We start from the raw sequence: 15,618 nt of genomic DNA, 5'->3' as shown, positions 1-15,618 counted from the left end.
CCGGGCTGAAGCCATGCCGACGGCACAACTCCGCCACGGCCATGCCCGCGTCGGCCTGCTTGATAAACCCGATGATCTGCTCGGTGCTGAATCTGTTCTTCTTCATGTCCGTCCTCTTGGGGGCACGGACTTTATAGCTTCAGCTGGTACGGCTCAGTGGGGGCAGGTCAATAGCAAGCAACCAGAAAGCAAAATATCCATAACTTTTCAAATGCATACACCTCAGTATCGAAGATTAGAATTTGATTGATCTGCTTTAGCCATCAAGCCGGTCGGCTGACTCGCTCCTGTGTTACCAGATGTCATAACTCTTCCGGAATCTTGAGATGACGTAGGAGATTGCGCTGAACCTTCCCCTTGTCGAGCTGGTGCAGGCGGGATGTAAGACCCAGGCGCCTGCCCCTGCGGCCCAGGCGATCCGCCGGCCGAGGCCGCGCCACCGATCTGCGAGTACGCCATGAAGCTGCCCAGCGTGCCCTGGAAGAAGAATGCTGCCATCGGCGGAGTCGTCAGGATCAGGAGCGTCAACAATACGCCCATCCCGCCCGTTTGCATGGCCTGGCTTGTGATGCCGTTCGTGAAATCGGTTTGCAACAACACGCCAAGTCCCTTGACCGCCCAGAGCGATCCGGCAACCTTCACAACCATCTTCATGCAGATCGACACCATGGCCGCCAGCACGCCCATCGAAAACATCGTGCCGATAACGTAACATCGTGCCGATACCGTAGAGCAACCATTCCTAGAAAATCTCTTTACTCGTTGCAGAATCAGCACTGTTATTTTTGGAACTTAAAGAGGATAGTAGAGTTGCAACACATCGTTGACTAAAGAAAACCCCGCCACCTTTAGCACGCAGGAATAAACCAGCAAAGCCTGCAATTAATATAATAAGAATAACCCTGCAGTGGAAGACGTCATCAATACCGTCTAAACTCGGCCAAACTACATGCTGAATAAGTAATCCGACAATCTTGGTGAGCACATTCCTTAAGAGCACTTTCTTCAGCGAGAGCTGCAGATTTATGTAGAAATGTATTAAGCCTTTCCAATGTCCGAGACTGGGCTTGGGCTACACAGCTGTTCTTGTAAACTAACGTTACCTTGCACTCCTCTCCACCAGTCTGAACGCAGAGATCCAAGGCTTTTTTCTTGGCAGAGGATTTTTTCTTCTCGCTATCAGAGGCGCCTAAGACTGAATTATCCTTGCTTCTTGCTAGTGCTCCCCACCTGGTATCCCACTGCCCGGTTGGTTGAGGAGCCCCCGACGAACCTGAGCTCATTGGCGCGCAGCCTGAAACGCCCTGCCCTCCAATCGGATAGTAGCCAGGTGGACAATTGCCCTCGGCAAAAGCCGTCTGTCCAAACAAAAAGATAGTAAAAATCAATAAAAAACCAATTTGCTTCATATTATTCACCGGAATTTCTATTTGACGCACGCCCGCCTGCCACTTGTGCTTGAGGCGCACTCGAACTGGCCACACGCGTATCTGCGGCTCTTAAGTTTTCAGTGCTATTAACTGTGCTAGACGGCGTAGCGGGAGTATAAGACCCCGGCGCCTGCCCCTGCGGCCCTGGTGATCCGCCGGCCGAGGCAGCGCCACCGATCTGCGAGTACGCCATGAAGCTGCCCAGCGTGCCCTGGAAGAAGAATGCTGCCATTGGAGGGGTCGTCAGGATCAGGAGCGTCAACAATACGCCCATTCCGCCCGTTTGCATGGCCTGGCTTGTGATGCCGTTCGTGAAATCGGTTTGCAACAACACGCCAAGTCCCTTGACCGCCCAGAGTGATCCGGCAACCTTCACAACCATCTTCATGCAGATCGACACCATGGCCGCCAGCACGCCCATCGAAAACATCGTGCCGATCCCGTAAAGCAGCCACTTCTGGAACAGCTGCTTGGTCTGGTCGAAGAGCAGGCACAGGATGAACAGCGGACCAAAACCAACGAACATCGCGATGTCCACTTGATACAGCAACAACATGGCAGCCGCCGTCAGCCCCGGACCACCTGTACCAATGCACGTTAACCACTGTGCGGTAGTTTTGTACTATTGCAGTCCTTCGTCATTCACTAATTGCAAGAATTCATTATTATTGCGAACAAAGTGCATACAGACCAGCTCCAATCGAACTGCTTTTAACGTAACCCATTAGTTAAAATAACTCCCATAAGGGCTGACCTAAGGAAAACTACAGCTCCAAAACTTGGTCGACACTAAATTCTAATACGCCCTAAAATAAGGATCACTGCAAGCAGCGTAAAATAATTTACAATCCGACACACCACTTGCCGCACAGCGACTAGTAGCCATTTGAAGAGCTTGCTTACTATCAGGCGCAGAGATAATACTTGAACTATTTGCAGACTCCGAATCTACGACAGCAACGCATGCATTTTTGTAGACAAAAATCACTTTACAACTTCCGCCTGCGCCCCCCTTATTACAATTATCAAGCGCGGTGCGGCGGGCAGCAGACTTAGATTTCTCTCCTGCAGTAGCTCCTAGCGTTTGTGTGGCCTTATCTTTCGCGAGAACTCCCCATCGAGTTTCCCATTCTCCTGTTGCTTGTGGTGCTGCGCCCCCCCCTTGATTATTGATGGGAGCGCACCCCACTGCTCCCTGGCCACCTATGGGGTAATAACCCGGAGGGCAATTACCCTCCGCGAGCAAAGGAAATCCCATTGCACAGGCCAAGGTAAATAAAATCAAAGAAAATAAAAGTCTCATAAATCCCCTACTAATTTCTTTCGGAAGCTCTGCTGCCGCTGTTTTGTTGTTGGATCGGCTCAGAGGCAACTAACTGGCGATTGCGTTCACTGCCAACGGATGCAGAACCTTCCAAAGGCCTTTGTGGCACGTAAGACCCAGGCGCCTGCCCCTGCGGCCCAGGCGATCCAGCAGCCGATGCAGCACCACCAATCTGCGAGTACGCCATGAAGCTGCCCAGCGTGCCCTGGAAGAAGAATGCTGCCATTGGAGGGGTCGTCAGGATCAGGAGCGTCAACAATACGCCCATTCCGCCCGTTTGCATGGCCTGGCTTGTGATGCCGTTCGTAAAATCGGTTTGCAACAACATGCCAAGCCCCTTGACCGCCCAGAGCGATCCGGCAACCTTCACGACCATCTTCATACAGATCGACACCATGGCCGCCAGCACCCCCATCGAGAACATCGTGCCGATCCCGTAAAGCAGCCACTTCTGGAACAGCTGCTTGGTCTGATCGAAAAGCAGGCACAGGATGAACAGTGGACCAAAGCCAATGAACATGGCAATTGCGACCTGGTAAAGCAACAACATGGCGGCTGCCGTCAGCGCCGGCCCGCCAGTACCAATGCCGGTAAGCCATAGTGCCGTGGCCTTCTCTCGTTCAAGACCTTGGTCACCGACCACCTGTAGCGAATCGATCGTGGTCAGCGCAACCTGCATCCAGGCCAGGCTTTGGTCGATCTGCTCTTCGGCCGTCTCCTCACTATTACCAGTAATCAAACCGGTGATTTCCTGAGGAACATCTACCGCGAGAAACTGGTGCAAGTCCTGCCCGAACATCCCCATTGAGGAGGCGACCATCACTACCAGCGCACCACGCGCCATGCCGGTGACCAATGCCATCATCGAATCACGGCTTCTCCCTGAAATGATGAGGTAGCCCTGAATCAGTACCCACAGCGTCATCAAAGTCAAGGCGATCCCACCGACCCAGACCATGAGACGGCGCATCGTCTCCAGCCCGAAATTGTAAATTTCGATCCGGAGATATTTGATGATGGCCTGAAAGAAGAAGAAATCTCCTATCGAGCCACTGTCGGCACTGAAGCTGGGCAGCCAACCGGATACTGTACTAGCGATGTCCATAACCATGAGACGCTTTCCTTGATTCTATCGATGCCTGAGCAAGAGCTCTGACCAGACTACTTGATATGCGATTATCGAGTCTGTTCGTTTTCCAGCGCTGCGCGCAACGCAAGATTCTTGACGACCGTCCCCAACAAAACTTCTTTGCCGTTCAATGCCTTCTTGGCAAGCGATTTCTGCTTATCTTCCATCAACACGATGTAAGACTCGTATGCCTGATTGCGGGAATTCCATGTCGCCATTTGAATATCCATCGAGTTGGACAGCACTTTGAGCTTGTACATCGCTTGCGCCATCTGACCGGATGTCCTATTGCCGACATTACCTTTGGCAATGATATCCAACTCGCGCTGAAACGCCGGCATGGTCGTCTCCAGAAAATCGATGGAATCGTTATACCGCTTATTTTTCAACATCTGGATAAAAGCACAGGTTTTTTTCTGCTGCTTATCGAGATCCTCAGTCTTGAGGGTTTCCTGAATCTTGCTCAGCACGATCTCTTTCAGCCCGGATACGCTAAAAATACTGGGGGCCTCGCCTCCGCAGCGTTCACGCACCATGAAATCTTCTTCTACCTTTACCAACTTCACTCCGTCAGGAAGCAAAGACTGATATGTGCTCAGGTCAATAAGCGCCATTGCTGCATCGTACTGCTGCTTCCAACGCTGCGCCTGATCAACAAAATATTGAATCTCCTGCGCATAATGTGCATTGTCTTTTGCGAACTGCGCGTACGACTGCACCTCTTGGAGAAAGTTTTCGACAAAATTCGTTGGGTCGAAGAAGATAATAGCTTGGCTATTGAGAGAAATCGCGCAGCCAACAGCCAAAACCAATGCGCGCAACTTACGCTTCAGCTTAACGGATTTCTGACCACCCTCAGTCTGATTACTCATCTTCTCTCTCCAACTTCCCTTATTCATTGAGCACCGCTCCTTAGACACAATAGCCACTAGGCTGCGGCCACTTGATGCTTGCTACTACGAGACCCTTTGCGCTTTTCGTAGAAATTTTCCAACCAATCTTCTGGCGACAATTCGCTGATATGAATGCCGCGCTTCACAGCTGCATCCTGAATCACCCGATGCATGATCTCGATGTTGTCGGTCGAAGCCGATATCACGGATAGCGCATCATCCATGCCGCGCAGATTGAGCTGACACACACTCGATGCATGCCCCTGCTTCACGAGGAAACAGCGCGACCGCTCATCCAGAGCAGTCACCACCTGGAATTCCGCATCGGTAAGCTTCAGGCCTTCGATGTAATCTTCCTTGCTTGCATTTGGATTAGGCAGCAGAATCAAGGTCGCCGTCTGCTCGATCAGCGCCGCCGCGATATCGCTCTTCAGCGCGTCTTCCGGGCTCTGAGTCGCAAAAATCCCCATACCATTCTGCTTACGAATGGTCTTCTGCTTGTTCTTGGCGAACTCCTTCAGGCCACCCTCGCCATCGAGGATCTTCCAGAACTCGTCCATCACATAGATGAGCGGACGCCCGTCGATCAGTGACTCCAGCTTATGCAAGAGATAATTGATGACTGGAACGCGGACTTCAGGGTTGTCGATCACATCGGTGTAATCGAAGCCAATGATGTTCGCGCGACTCAGGTCGACCGTGTCTACGGGATTGTCGAACACCCAGCCAAGAGAGTTACCCAGCGTCCAGCGCCGCATCCGGGCGTACAGCCCGTCGTCGCCCATGTTGGGAAGACTCTTCTGGAAGTTGCTCATACTGCGCAAATGCATCGGGGTGTCGAGCATGTTCTCGACGGCCCGATAGATATCCTCCTCTTCACGCGAGGTGTATTCGCGCTTACCGGCCAGCACCTTGATCAGGTCAGCCAGGAACTGGACATTCTCTTCCGATCGCTCGCACTGGAACGGATTGAAACCGGTGGGCTGGCCGTTCTCCAGGGCGAGATAATTTCCACCGCAGGCGCGAACAAAAATCTCCGCACCACGGTCCTTGTCGAAAAAGAAGATGGTCGGCGATGGTTCGTATTTCTGCACCTGGCTCAACAAGAAGTTGATCAGGGCCGTCTTACCCGTACCGGACTTGCCGATCACCATCGTATTCGCAATCGCTTTTTCACCGAGCGAATTTTCCGAAGGATGGGTCGCGTGGAAATTGAAATAGTACGGCTGACCATTGGTAGTCTGCAGCGTCGTGACGCAATCTCCCCACGGATTATTGTGCTGTTTGCCGGTGGCGAAATTATGCAGCGGTGACAAGCCAAGGAAATTCAGCGAACTGATATTGGCCAGACGCGTCCTGTAGCGCCAGTTTCCAGGCAGCTGAGAATAGAAGGACGACGCGATCGCGATATCTTCCTTGGCGGAAACGAAACTCGCATTCGAAAGTTCGGCACGTGTTGCCGCAATGTTCTGCGACAGCCGTTCCTGGCTATCGGCATAGATTGCGATCAGGAAGTGGTATTCGCCGAGCACAAAATTGCCCGAAGACAGCTGGTCCATCGCCTGGTCCAGCTCGATGATCTGGCTGACGGCCTTGTCCCCGGAGGAGATCATCATGCCCTTGGTACGGTCGAGCACCTTCAATGCATCCTGCCGTCCCATCGGGCTGAAGGAATGGGTAATGACGTACTCGAAGTCGAGATACTTCAGGCCGTTCAGAATGCCGGGAAATGTCGCCTCGGCGTATTCCTTAATGTTGAGAATGGCCCCGAAATGATTCCCCCCGTTCGGGGTCGTCACCAGGAAGTCGCCGGTCTTCGGCGAGAACGTGTGACGGCTGACCGGCAGATAATCCCTGATCGGCGCCGACAGTACCGGAACCGGCTCGTCGATTCGGTTGATCAGATAGCCAAAAAACTCGAGCGTCTCGGAGAAAACGACACCATTCTTGGCCTCATACATCCCTAGGCGATAAGGAGAGTAGTCGCGAATCACTGCTTCGACGTTGCCGGCCATTTCCATCAGCTTGGCAATCGCCTGATTTTGCTCGGCCTGAAGCTTGTCTACATTTGTCGACTTTTCGACGAAGCGCTTGCCTGCCACGACAGGGCGATAGATCATCGTCAAATAGAGCTCGTTCTGCATGATCCGCTGCGCCGAGAGCATTTCGAAATACTCATCGGAGAGATCCTGATTGAAGCGATGTTTGAATGAGCTCTTGTTTTTGAGGCGGCGCTTGCGGCGCACATCATGCACCCAGAACGCGACATTAACGAAATCCGGTGCGCGCAATGTCTGCAGCAGTCGATTGAAGGTGTTGTGCTTGTGTTCCAGATCCCAGTCCTCACGGCCGACGAAGGGCAAGCCCTCGAGATGCCATGTAATCAGGAAATCGCCGCCCGTGGTCTTGATGACCGCAGGTGCTACATGGGATGACAACGTGATGAAGTCACCAATTGGCGCATCTGGACTGAACATGCTCTATTCCATTGAAAACACGTAACTAGGGGCCCTCCATGGAACGGACCGGCAACCGTGCCGCCGGTCCGATTTCCAGGCTTCAATCTTTCGGCGCGGGTGTTCGACGATAATTGTTCGGCGAAAACACCCAATGCCCGGCGTGATCGCCAACATTCCTGACCTTGAACTGAAATTGAAGCTTCAAACCAAGCATTCTGAAAATCATTTCATCACGACGCGCCATTTGCCGCAGGATGAATATCTCCAGAGGCATGGCAGCCATCACCCACATCCTTGTGTACAGCGACAGCAGAAACGTGCCGCCCACAATCAAGAAGAACGGCAAGTACGGGACGCCAAGAAACATTGCAGGGCGCGTGCAGCCCCTGAAGACGACGTTCTTATGCATTCATGTACTGGCTGAGGTGCATCACCATCGCGGTGCACTTCTCGCCCTCCTCACCGATCAACATCGTCGCAATCTGACCAGCAGCACCAATAAACACACCGCCAATCAGAATTGGGGCGACATCGCCAATACGCTTATGGGCGAAAGCAATCTGATACCCTGAGAAGATAACGGCGATCGTGACAACAGCGATCGACGCCATGCTAAGCAACCCGTTGATATCTTCAAAGAAGCTGCAAACTCTCTTATCTGTCCCACCGTAGGAGGTACCGCCGGTTCCTTGCGCCAATGCCGCACCCGTAGCAAACAGAGCGACGGACGCAACAGCGTAGGCGATGGTCTTGAGCGTACGGCGTGCATTTGCGATGTCTTGGTCATTCAACTTCACGGTCAATCTCCTTGATGATGATTTAGCAACAACTACTGGCTGGCACCGCCGGCCGTTGGGTTTGCAATCGTCAGAAAACGAATGCGGTATCTACGCTTGGTGCGATTGGCGCAGTGATCTGATTCTGCTGGCCCGTCGGACGCGGAACTTTCGCTTTCTCTCCCCACGGCCGCACCATTACCGGGCCCGATGAATCGGCAGTACTGCCTGCCGCTGACGGCTCCTGTTGCATTTGGGGCAGAGGTGAACCAAGCGGCTCTCCTTGCTCTGGGGCGCCGCGCTTCGTCATCGCGTTGGTGACGACGTTCGCAAGCGCCGCATCGGCAGTTCTCATCAAAGCTCCCCGCGCATACTCGGAGAGGCTCGCAGGGGCGATCACCATTGCAGGATCGCCATTGCGCTGCGGTACGTACTGCGCCTTCTGTGCCATCCCTTGCACCCTCTCGACTGTGTCTTGGTCAACGATTCTACGCTCTATTTGCGTGTTTTGATGAGCCTGTGCCTGGCGTGGCTTTGGGGACTGCCCGGCTGTGCTCACGACCGCAATCGGAACAGCGGCCTCAGCCACCTGTTGGCCCTGGATGGAGGCATAGATCTTTTGCACATAGCCGTGTCGATATCCGGTGACGAAATTTCCGGAGTAATAGCAGCTGAACGATTTACCCCAGTCATTTCCGGACCGTGAATAGCACTCAGCCAAGATCTTGGAGCCTGCCTGCAGGTTGGAGCATTGGTGAAATGCCTTTTCGTAAGAACTCAGTCCGTATTTTGTCAGGTTGTAACGGTTCACCTGCGCCAAGCCGATGGAAAAGTTGTAGCCCTTTTCCTCCAGCATTTTGACGGTTGCCAGCGCTTCCCCCATGGTTTTGGGCTGACGTACGAGCCTACCGCCCACGACGCCAATGGCGTATGGATTGCTGGAAGACTCGACGTTCACCACGTGCTGCATCACAGACATGGGCACTGCCATGCCGGAACACGCAGCCATTTCAATTCCAGGAAGCATGATTCACCTCATCAACTCAATGTTTTTGGTGTCACCTAGCATCAATCAAAGGCACGTTCAGGATTGAAGTCGATACCCGTAATGTAGCGCCGCCCGGCATGCGCCTTGATGTGCACCACTACGTCAATCGTCATCATCAGCAAACGCTTGATAATTGCAAATTCCAGCCCAGATCCTTCAGCGGACGCCTTGACCATCAAAGCCAGCTGATCCCACGTTTGCTCCGGGCTGCCTGCATGGCAACTTGTGATCGAACCCGGGTGACCCGATGCGCAATTACGGATGAAGTAAAAAGCCTCATCTCCTCGCAATTCGGCCAAAATGATCCTGTCTGGCTTCATGCGCAGACAGGCTTCCATACAGCTCTTCGCCGACACATTGCTTGCACTCTGCCCCCCCTTTGAATAAAGCAGATGCACCGTGTTCTGCTGGGTCAAGAACAGTTCCCGCGCGTCCTCGATCGTGACCAGGCGCTCGTTATCGGGAATGTGATGGACAAGCGACTTCATGAATGTCGTCTTGCCACTACCCGTAGCTCCAGACACGACAATGTTCTTCTTGTAGAGGACAGCGCGCCGGAAGAATTCCGCGTAATTGCGCGTATGCCGCAACTCCAGCAACTCGCGATCCTGGTCAGTCAGGTTATGACTGGTTTCGAGGATCTGATCAAAAAAACCATCTTCCTGATACTGGGCCAACGTCTTCATGTGCTTCGACGGAAGACGGATGGTAATTGATACTTTGCCTGCATCGCACGCAGGAGGAATGACGAACTGGGCGCGCTGACCTGTTGGAAAGGTCAGTGAAACCACGGGGTCAGCGTCCGTTATCCGCTGCCCCGTGTTGCTTTCGTTGACCACTGCAGTACAGAACTGCCTGGCGCGCTCGAAGGTCAGGGTCGGCACCTCAACTTTCTGCCACCCAGACGCCGTTTCAAGATAAAGCTCTCCAGGACGGTTGATACAAATTTCCGTCACGTCCTTGGAGGTCATGTACTCGTGAATTCCCAGCACTTCATACTGGTAGCGCAGGAATTCACTGGATACGTCGGCAATCTTGGACTCGGCGTCCATCAAAGCGATCCGTCAGCGGCGCCGTGCAAGCACGGCAGTAAAATCAACATCCTTAGCCACGTACACGTTCACCACGACACCCTGGTTAATTGTGACCGTCGGCGGACGACGCATGTTCTCGTTCAGAGCCTCGCCTGCCAGACGCTCCATGGTGCGAGCAGTCGAGCTTTCATAAGGCTGCTGAATTGCCAAGCCATTACCTGTGATCGTCGTCGTCTGAGGCCCGTTCTCGGCGGCCGCATATTTAAAGATATCGGCCAGCATGCTGATCATCAGCGCAGATGTGATTCGGCTTCCCCAATGTGCGCTGTACTGACCCGGATGCCCTGCACCACCCAACTGATCCACACCAGGACTGGACATGGCAACGTCGATGCCGTTTGGGGTAGTAATGCGATCCCAGATCACGGAAACACGCTTGCCCGTCGGACCACCACCATAGCTTCCGTATATCTTGGAACCCTTGGGTAGTAGCAAACTGCGCCCGTTGATGGAATAAACAGGCTCTGTCAACAGACAAGATGTGAACCCAGGCACGTCAGTGATGATGCGCGTTTCAAGCACACATCGCAGATAAGTACCCCTGACCAGCAACGCATCAGGATGGTTGATGAAACTGGCGCTTGAGATGTTCTCAACGTCGGGACCGCGTTTGGTCTCGGTATTGGCAGGCAACGGCTCGCCACCTGGCATCCGGGACATCAGCTGACGGTACATATCATCAGAAGGCTGTGACGGCTCGCCCGCCCCGCCATCACTAGTACCGCCCTGCCCACCCGACCCCATTCCCGTGGATGCCATGCGCCGCTCAAGCAACGTGGGGCCACGATCACGCTGCGGGGCATCGGGAACAGGCTGGTAGTTGACCTGTGGCGGTGAACTCGGAAGCGCCGGCAACACGTCGATTGCATCCGGCTCACTCTGCTGCACTGGCTCCGGGTCGCGCTGCAAACTGGGAATCGTCGGAGTAGCAGTGCGCGCCATCTGCGTATCCTTCTTTGGCGCCTCTTCGTCGTCACGCGACTTCCGAAGCACCAAGAAGCCCATCAGGATGAGCAACGCAACGATACCCGCCAGGAACACCAGCGCTTTCCTGTTCAGCCGCTGATCTTCGGCACTTCGCAGGGTCGGCGCTGCGGCGTCCAGGTTGGGAGCATCGCCCTGTGCACGACTGTAGTAAGGGTTCGAACCCAGTGCTTCCTCGTGAGTTCCACCAGCAGCATCGGCCTGCTCACGACCTTGATCGTTGTTAGAAGTATTTGGACTCATTTCTTTGCATTCCTTCGCAGCCCGACCACGTTATCACCGTGACGGATGACCAGATAAGGGTACGTCCCGTGCACAACCAACGTGTTCCCTTCAACAGTGGTATTCACCACAAAGTCCTCGCCATGTTCCTGCTCACGACCAAACACCGCCGGGAAGCTACCGGTCTGAAATTCAGGAGACGGATTCAGCTTCAAATAGGTGAAACGGCCATCATCATAGGCACTGACCGGAATCAGCCATGCTTTTTTCTTGTTCCGCGTCGAATAGGAATAGTCGAAATAATACTGACGATCTTTAGCCAGCTCGCTGCTCAATAGCGGTTTAACTTCTTCTTCGACCGCTTTTTGCGCGACCGCGAACTGCGTATCGCCGGGATAAGTGAATGCAATCTTGTACTGTACGCCTTCCCGACGCGCCTGCTCGAGTTGGCGCCAATCGGTCGCAACCACCTTTAACTCGAAGATATAAGAATTCATCTCCGTACGAACCATCAGATTCGTATCCACGTCGACATTCTTGGGCTTCAGATAGAAGACATTGCCGCGCCTGGTGAGTTCCCAGCCGCTGCTAAAACCGGTACTGTAATCCAGAATCTTCTCATTCGGACTTAATTCAATCTGGGTCGTGATTCCCAACCCGGTCCGGACCTGGTAAATCTGATCAGGCTTATAATCATAGTAATCAACCGCCTGTGCCTGCACGACGACTGGCGATGCGGCGACTGCAATAAGGAGGGCTACTGCTAGCCCATATTTACGTCCACTACTCATCGGTTGCTTGCTCCCTCAGCAGTTCCAATGGAAATCGGTTCGGATATCTCTGACTCGACTGCTTGAGGCGCACCAGCTCCAATCGCAGGCAATTGCTCCCCTGCCGATGCAGGCAACTCACCCGAGCCCTGTGGTGCTGGAGCAGCCTGGTCGACCGGTGCTCCAATCGTTCCCCCGTCATCAGCCGGAACAGGCACACCCTTCGAATAATCTGTATCGGCTCGATATTCGGCCACCTGGAACCCAAGCGGATTGAGCACTCTATCCTGCTCGGAGAACGCCACATCGTTGCGATAATCAAATCTCAAAGTGACAATTCGACTATCGAGGTACTTACTTGTACCGGTCCGCTTGTCGAATAAATTCCTTTGAATTCGAACTGAAGCACCACTGAAACCACCGTCTGGCCGAGCATCCAAAGGGGTCAAGCTCAGAATCTTGACCCTGATCGCTTTTTCACGACCATACATGACGAACGGATTGGCCGGATTGGCCCTCGCGTAGAGTTGTCGATAAGATGCAGCCACTGAGTCGGAGGACATCAAAAAAACCAAGTCCCAATCCCTCAAACCCATCAGCTGCGAATCGTAAGATTCACGTGCCAACACATATTGTGCAACGTTACTGCGGTTGACAGCCTCATTTGTGGTGATTTTCTCACCCTGAAAGGTTCCTGTCAGACGCGCAACGGTCGCAGTACCGGTATAGGCATCGGCCATCACCAAGAAAGGAATCTTCTCCTTTAAAGGAAGGATATAAAAATATCCTCCCGCTAGCACGATTGACAGTGCAACCGAACAACCGGCGACCATCCATGCACGCCGCTCGCTTTTGCGAGCCATGTCGGCAACAGTGATCTCATAACTGACGGCCTTGGCGACAGATTGCTCTACCTTGGCCCCCGCAGCTTCCTTCTTACGGAACATGGGTTATCCGTTGATTACAAAACACTATCGTCAGGTCAGCCCCCACAGGGAGGCAGCGGAATAATTTAATGATTCGTGGCAGACCCGGCAGCCGACGCCGCCGCTGGCTGTACAACGATTTTGTTACCGGCAACCGAGACTGAAACCCCCTGAGCCGCGTATACAGAACTCAGGCTGGATGCTGCCTCGCTAACATTCGTGCTGGCAATTTCGGACACTTCACCGAAAAGCGTGTAGTCCGAAAGTATCTTGTAATCCAGTTCCATGTTCGAATCCTTGGCCCACCGCTCCAACATCGCCTTCAACGTTCCATCCATAGGAGTCGCCTGGTAGACGTAGGACTTGTAAAGCGGAATCTCCATGGTGGTCTTTGCAAACCGATTGACCGGCTTCCAACGACCACCGAAGTCCGGAGCAGCCTTGGTCGCGCACGCGCTGAGCAAGATGATTGCACCAGAAATCACACACATTTTTAGGAACTGCGCTTGCCTCACGCTACATCTCCATGGCGGGAGTGACGGCTTTCGCCAGAAGGGTTCACAGTAGCCACTGGCTTAACATGAACCCAGAGGGGCCTTCCATTCCACTCACATCGAGAACTCAGCACAAATGCCTGAAGCTCCGAACAGACCGCGGCGGTGGAGGCAACTAGCTTCATCGAAAAATCATCGAAAACATTCCCTGTTAAAGACCCCAGCAGAGCCGCTCCGGCCATGCCCGTGAGTGCAAGAACGACCGCACCGTGCAAATCTGCACTGACAAAGCGGCCGCGTCAAGCATTAGTTAAAATTTCAGCAAAGCGTGCACAACCTCGCCCTAAAATGTGACTCAATTCACATTAAATGTGAATGGGCTCTACCCTTACTTTGTCTAGCAAACGTCGCGTGAAATATTTGTCTTCGTAATACCGGATCTTGTCGCATTTCACCGGGTGCGGGATGCCCTCGTAAAGGAAGACTTCCTTTTCGTTGCCCATTGCCTTGAGTTCCTGCGGGAGCATCAAGGCACGCCGCTCCTCCGAGGTGCTGCGCGTGGTCTCCCTGCCACGGGTGATGTTCTTCTTCTTGATGGTCGTGTAACCAAGCATCTCCGAGTAGTCGTTCGCGTCTTGCTGTTCCCGCGGCGCGTACAGAATTTGCAGGGCGTGGTTGGTGATGATCGTTCTTGACAGATCCTTGCCATAGGTGGCGTCCAGCTGCGCCATGCTCTGGATGATCGGCAGCAGACGCAGGTTGTAGCCGGCCATGTACGCGACCGCAGTCGCGATGATGTCTACCTTGCCGATGGAGGTGAACTCGTCCATCAACAACAGGCACTGATACTTCAACTCCGGGTTGGACTTGGGAAGTTCGCGGGTGTTGAGGTTGATGATCTGACTGAAGAGCAAGTTGATGATCAGGCGGCTTTCGGCAAGCTTGTTGGGCTGGATGCCGATGTAAATGGTCATCTTCTTCTTGCGGAGATCGGTCAGCAGGAAATCGTCTGCGCTGGTTGCCGCATCCAGGACAGGATTGATCCACGCGTTGAGCGGCTCCTTCAAGGTGCCCATGATCGAGGCGAAGGTCTCATCCGCCTGGGACAACATGTTGGCAAACGCGGAGCGTGCGTTGCCGCTGAGGAACCTGCGCTCGGAGAGCGACTTCAGGTACTTCTTGAGATCGGTGCCATCACCGGACGACAGGCGGTAGATGCCACCCAGTGTCGGGGCGCCCGCCCCACCGGGGAAGCCAAGCTGCAGCTCCTCATCCCGGTTCTCGAATAGATACAAGGCGAACGCCATGAAGGCGTTACGCGCCTGACTGACCCAGAATTTCTGGTCGTCGGACCCATCCGGGTACAGCATCGCCGCAATGCTCATCAGATCCGAGACACGAAATGCAGGATCGCTGGAGACGTAGGTCAGCGGATTCCAGCGATGCGTGCGGCGGTCTTCGGCAAAGGGATTGAACAGGAACACTTCGTGTCCCTGACTTGCGCGCCAACCGCTGGTCAGGTCGAAATTCTCCTGCTTGATGTCCAGCACGACGATCGATTCCTGATACTCGAGCAGATTGGGAATGACCACGCCGACACCCTTGCCCGAGCGCGTCGGCGCGGCGAGGATCACGAACTGCTGCCCACTCAACCTGACGAGTTTGCCGTTGAACTTGCCGACGACGATGCCGTTGCCGCTCGGCTTGAACAAGCCATGCTTGGAAAGATCGGATGCCCCGGCGAAGCGCGCATCACCATGCAGCGCTCGCGCCTTGGGCTTGACCATGAGCACAACCGCGATGGCCCAGATGATCCCCGGCACACCGAAGCCGATGATGCCGGACATCTTGATCTTGCTCGCGTAAGGCGCTACTTCCGGCAGGCTCAGCGCCTTGAAGTAACGGTAGTAGGTATCCCACGCGTACAGCCCGGTATCGAGCCGCAACAGCAGCAAAGTCAAATATCCAGACAGCAGATACCCAACAAGCAATGTCACCACGGTGGCGATTGCAATTATCTTTGGCTTGGACACGCGCCCTTACTCCTTGGGTTGCAACTCAACGGCAAT

At 53.8% G+C, this 15,618-nt stretch carries 15 protein-coding genes and 1 pseudogene; 1 reads left to right on the top strand and 15 read right to left on the bottom strand.

Annotated features, from left to right (window positions below):
• The coding region (locus tag GGR62_RS04880) for a transposase (protein WP_184406835.1) at positions 1-106 on the bottom strand (106 nt) is incomplete at its 3' end.
• Positions 107-457: 351 nt separating this feature from the next.
• On the opposite strand from GGR62_RS04880, the gene GGR62_RS04875 reads away from it, so the two are divergent.
• Positions 458-712 carry a hypothetical protein gene (locus GGR62_RS04875; protein ID WP_184406834.1) on the top strand — a complete coding sequence of 85 codons (255 nt, stop codon included), beginning with the start codon at positions 458-460 and terminating at the stop codon, positions 710-712.
• A gap of 208 nt (positions 713-920) precedes the next feature.
• On the opposite strand, the gene GGR62_RS04870 is transcribed toward GGR62_RS04875, so the two are convergent.
• From GGR62_RS04870 to GGR62_RS04800, 14 genes and pseudogenes are all read right to left on the bottom strand, one after another.
• Entirely contained in the window at positions 921-1,409 is a 489-nt protein-coding gene (locus GGR62_RS04870; RefSeq protein WP_260305500.1) for a DUF4189 domain-containing protein, read from the bottom strand.
• A gap of 1 nt (position 1,410) precedes the next feature.
• Positions 1,411-2,025 (bottom strand): annotated as a pseudogene (locus GGR62_RS04865) (type IV secretion system protein); the annotation flags it as partial.
• A 718-nt stretch (positions 2,026-2,743) separates the two neighbouring features.
• Positions 2,744-3,859: a type IV secretion system protein gene (locus tag GGR62_RS04855; protein ID WP_260305498.1), complete on the bottom strand. Its 1,116-nt coding sequence runs from the start codon at positions 3,857-3,859 to the stop codon at positions 2,744-2,746.
• Between the two features lie 71 nt (positions 3,860-3,930).
• Positions 3,931-4,755 (bottom strand): hypothetical protein, encoded by an 825-nt coding sequence (locus GGR62_RS04850; RefSeq protein WP_184406831.1) that lies wholly within the window; start codon positions 4,753-4,755, stop codon positions 3,931-3,933.
• Between the two features lie 56 nt (positions 4,756-4,811).
• Entirely contained in the window at positions 4,812-7,253 is a 2,442-nt protein-coding gene (locus GGR62_RS04845; RefSeq protein WP_184406830.1) for a VirB4 family type IV secretion/conjugal transfer ATPase, read from the bottom strand.
• Between the two features lie 82 nt (positions 7,254-7,335).
• Complete coding sequence (locus GGR62_RS04840; protein ID WP_184406829.1) at positions 7,336-7,644, bottom strand: VirB3 family type IV secretion system protein; 309 nt, start codon at positions 7,642-7,644, stop codon at positions 7,336-7,338.
• Entirely contained in the window at positions 7,637-8,032 is a 396-nt protein-coding gene (locus tag GGR62_RS04835; protein ID WP_184406828.1) for a TrbC/VirB2 family protein, read from the bottom strand. The genes GGR62_RS04840 and GGR62_RS04835 overlap by 8 nt, the downstream gene beginning before the upstream one ends.
• A gap of 70 nt (positions 8,033-8,102) precedes the next feature.
• Positions 8,103-9,026 (bottom strand): lytic transglycosylase domain-containing protein, encoded by a 924-nt coding sequence (locus GGR62_RS04830; protein ID WP_184406851.1) that lies wholly within the window; start codon positions 9,024-9,026, stop codon positions 8,103-8,105.
• A gap of 53 nt (positions 9,027-9,079) precedes the next feature.
• The gene (gene virB11 / locus GGR62_RS04825) at positions 9,080-10,111 is read right to left on the bottom strand and encodes a P-type DNA transfer ATPase VirB11 (protein WP_184406827.1); all 1,032 of its coding nucleotides are present in this window, start codon (positions 10,109-10,111) and stop codon (positions 9,080-9,082) included.
• A 12-nt stretch (positions 10,112-10,123) separates the two neighbouring features.
• Positions 10,124-11,380, bottom strand: a complete 1,257-nt coding sequence (locus GGR62_RS04820; RefSeq protein ID WP_184406826.1) for a TrbI/VirB10 family protein — start codon at positions 11,378-11,380, stop codon at positions 10,124-10,126.
• Entirely contained in the window at positions 11,377-12,150 is a 774-nt protein-coding gene (locus GGR62_RS04815) for a TrbG/VirB9 family P-type conjugative transfer protein (RefSeq protein ID WP_184406825.1), read from the bottom strand. Before GGR62_RS04815 ends, GGR62_RS04820 begins: the two co-directional genes overlap by 4 nt.
• Positions 12,147-13,076 (bottom strand): type IV secretion system protein, encoded by a 930-nt coding sequence (locus tag GGR62_RS04810; RefSeq protein WP_184406824.1) that lies wholly within the window; start codon positions 13,074-13,076, stop codon positions 12,147-12,149. The genes GGR62_RS04815 and GGR62_RS04810 overlap by 4 nt, the downstream gene beginning before the upstream one ends.
• A 65-nt stretch (positions 13,077-13,141) precedes the next feature.
• The gene (locus tag GGR62_RS04805) at positions 13,142-13,546 is read right to left on the bottom strand and encodes a hypothetical protein (protein WP_184406850.1); all 405 of its coding nucleotides are present in this window, start codon (positions 13,544-13,546) and stop codon (positions 13,142-13,144) included.
• Between the two features lie 368 nt (positions 13,547-13,914).
• Positions 13,915-15,582 carry a type IV secretory system conjugative DNA transfer family protein gene (locus GGR62_RS04800; RefSeq protein ID WP_184406823.1) on the bottom strand — a complete coding sequence of 556 codons (1,668 nt, stop codon included), beginning with the start codon at positions 15,580-15,582 and terminating at the stop codon, positions 13,915-13,917.
• Positions 15,583-15,618: the final 36 nt, after the last annotated feature.

The sequence above is a fragment of the Xanthomonas sp. 3075 genome, from assembly GCF_014197275.1.
Taxonomy (GTDB): domain Bacteria; phylum Pseudomonadota; class Gammaproteobacteria; order Xanthomonadales; family Xanthomonadaceae; genus Xanthomonas; species Xanthomonas campestris_B.
The sequence above is the reverse complement of the archived record's forward strand: the minus strand, read 5'-3'. Positions and strand labels throughout refer to the sequence as shown.

Bases quoted from the DNA above. Each gene is read 5' to 3' on its own strand.
- GGR62_RS04875 (WP_184406834.1), top strand. From the start codon at position 458: ATGAAGCTGCCCAGCGTGCCCTGGAAGAAGAATGCTGCCATCGGCGGA.
- GGR62_RS04870 (WP_260305500.1), bottom strand. From the start codon at position 1,409: ATGAAGCAAATTGGTTTTTTATTGATTTTTACTATCTTTTTGTTTGGA.
- GGR62_RS04855 (WP_260305498.1), bottom strand. From the start codon at position 3,859: ATGGACATCGCTAGTACAGTATCCGGTTGGCTGCCCAGCTTCAGTGCC.
- GGR62_RS04850 (WP_184406831.1), bottom strand. From the start codon at position 4,755: ATGAGTAATCAGACTGAGGGTGGTCAGAAATCCGTTAAGCTGAAGCGT.
- GGR62_RS04845 (WP_184406830.1), bottom strand. From the start codon at position 7,253: ATGTTCAGTCCAGATGCGCCAATTGGTGACTTCATCACGTTGTCATCC.
- GGR62_RS04840 (WP_184406829.1), bottom strand. From the start codon at position 7,644: ATGCATAAGAACGTCGTCTTCAGGGGCTGCACGCGCCCTGCAATGTTT.
- virB11 (WP_184406827.1), bottom strand. From the start codon at position 10,111: ATGGACGCCGAGTCCAAGATTGCCGACGTATCCAGTGAATTCCTGCGC.
- GGR62_RS04820 (WP_184406826.1), bottom strand. From the start codon at position 11,380: ATGAGTCCAAATACTTCTAACAACGATCAAGGTCGTGAGCAGGCCGAT.
- GGR62_RS04815 (WP_184406825.1), bottom strand. From the start codon at position 12,150: ATGAGTAGTGGACGTAAATATGGGCTAGCAGTAGCCCTCCTTATTGCA.
- GGR62_RS04810 (WP_184406824.1), bottom strand. From the start codon at position 13,076: ATGTTCCGTAAGAAGGAAGCTGCGGGGGCCAAGGTAGAGCAATCTGTC.
- GGR62_RS04805 (WP_184406850.1), bottom strand. From the start codon at position 13,546: ATGTGTGTGATTTCTGGTGCAATCATCTTGCTCAGCGCGTGCGCGACC.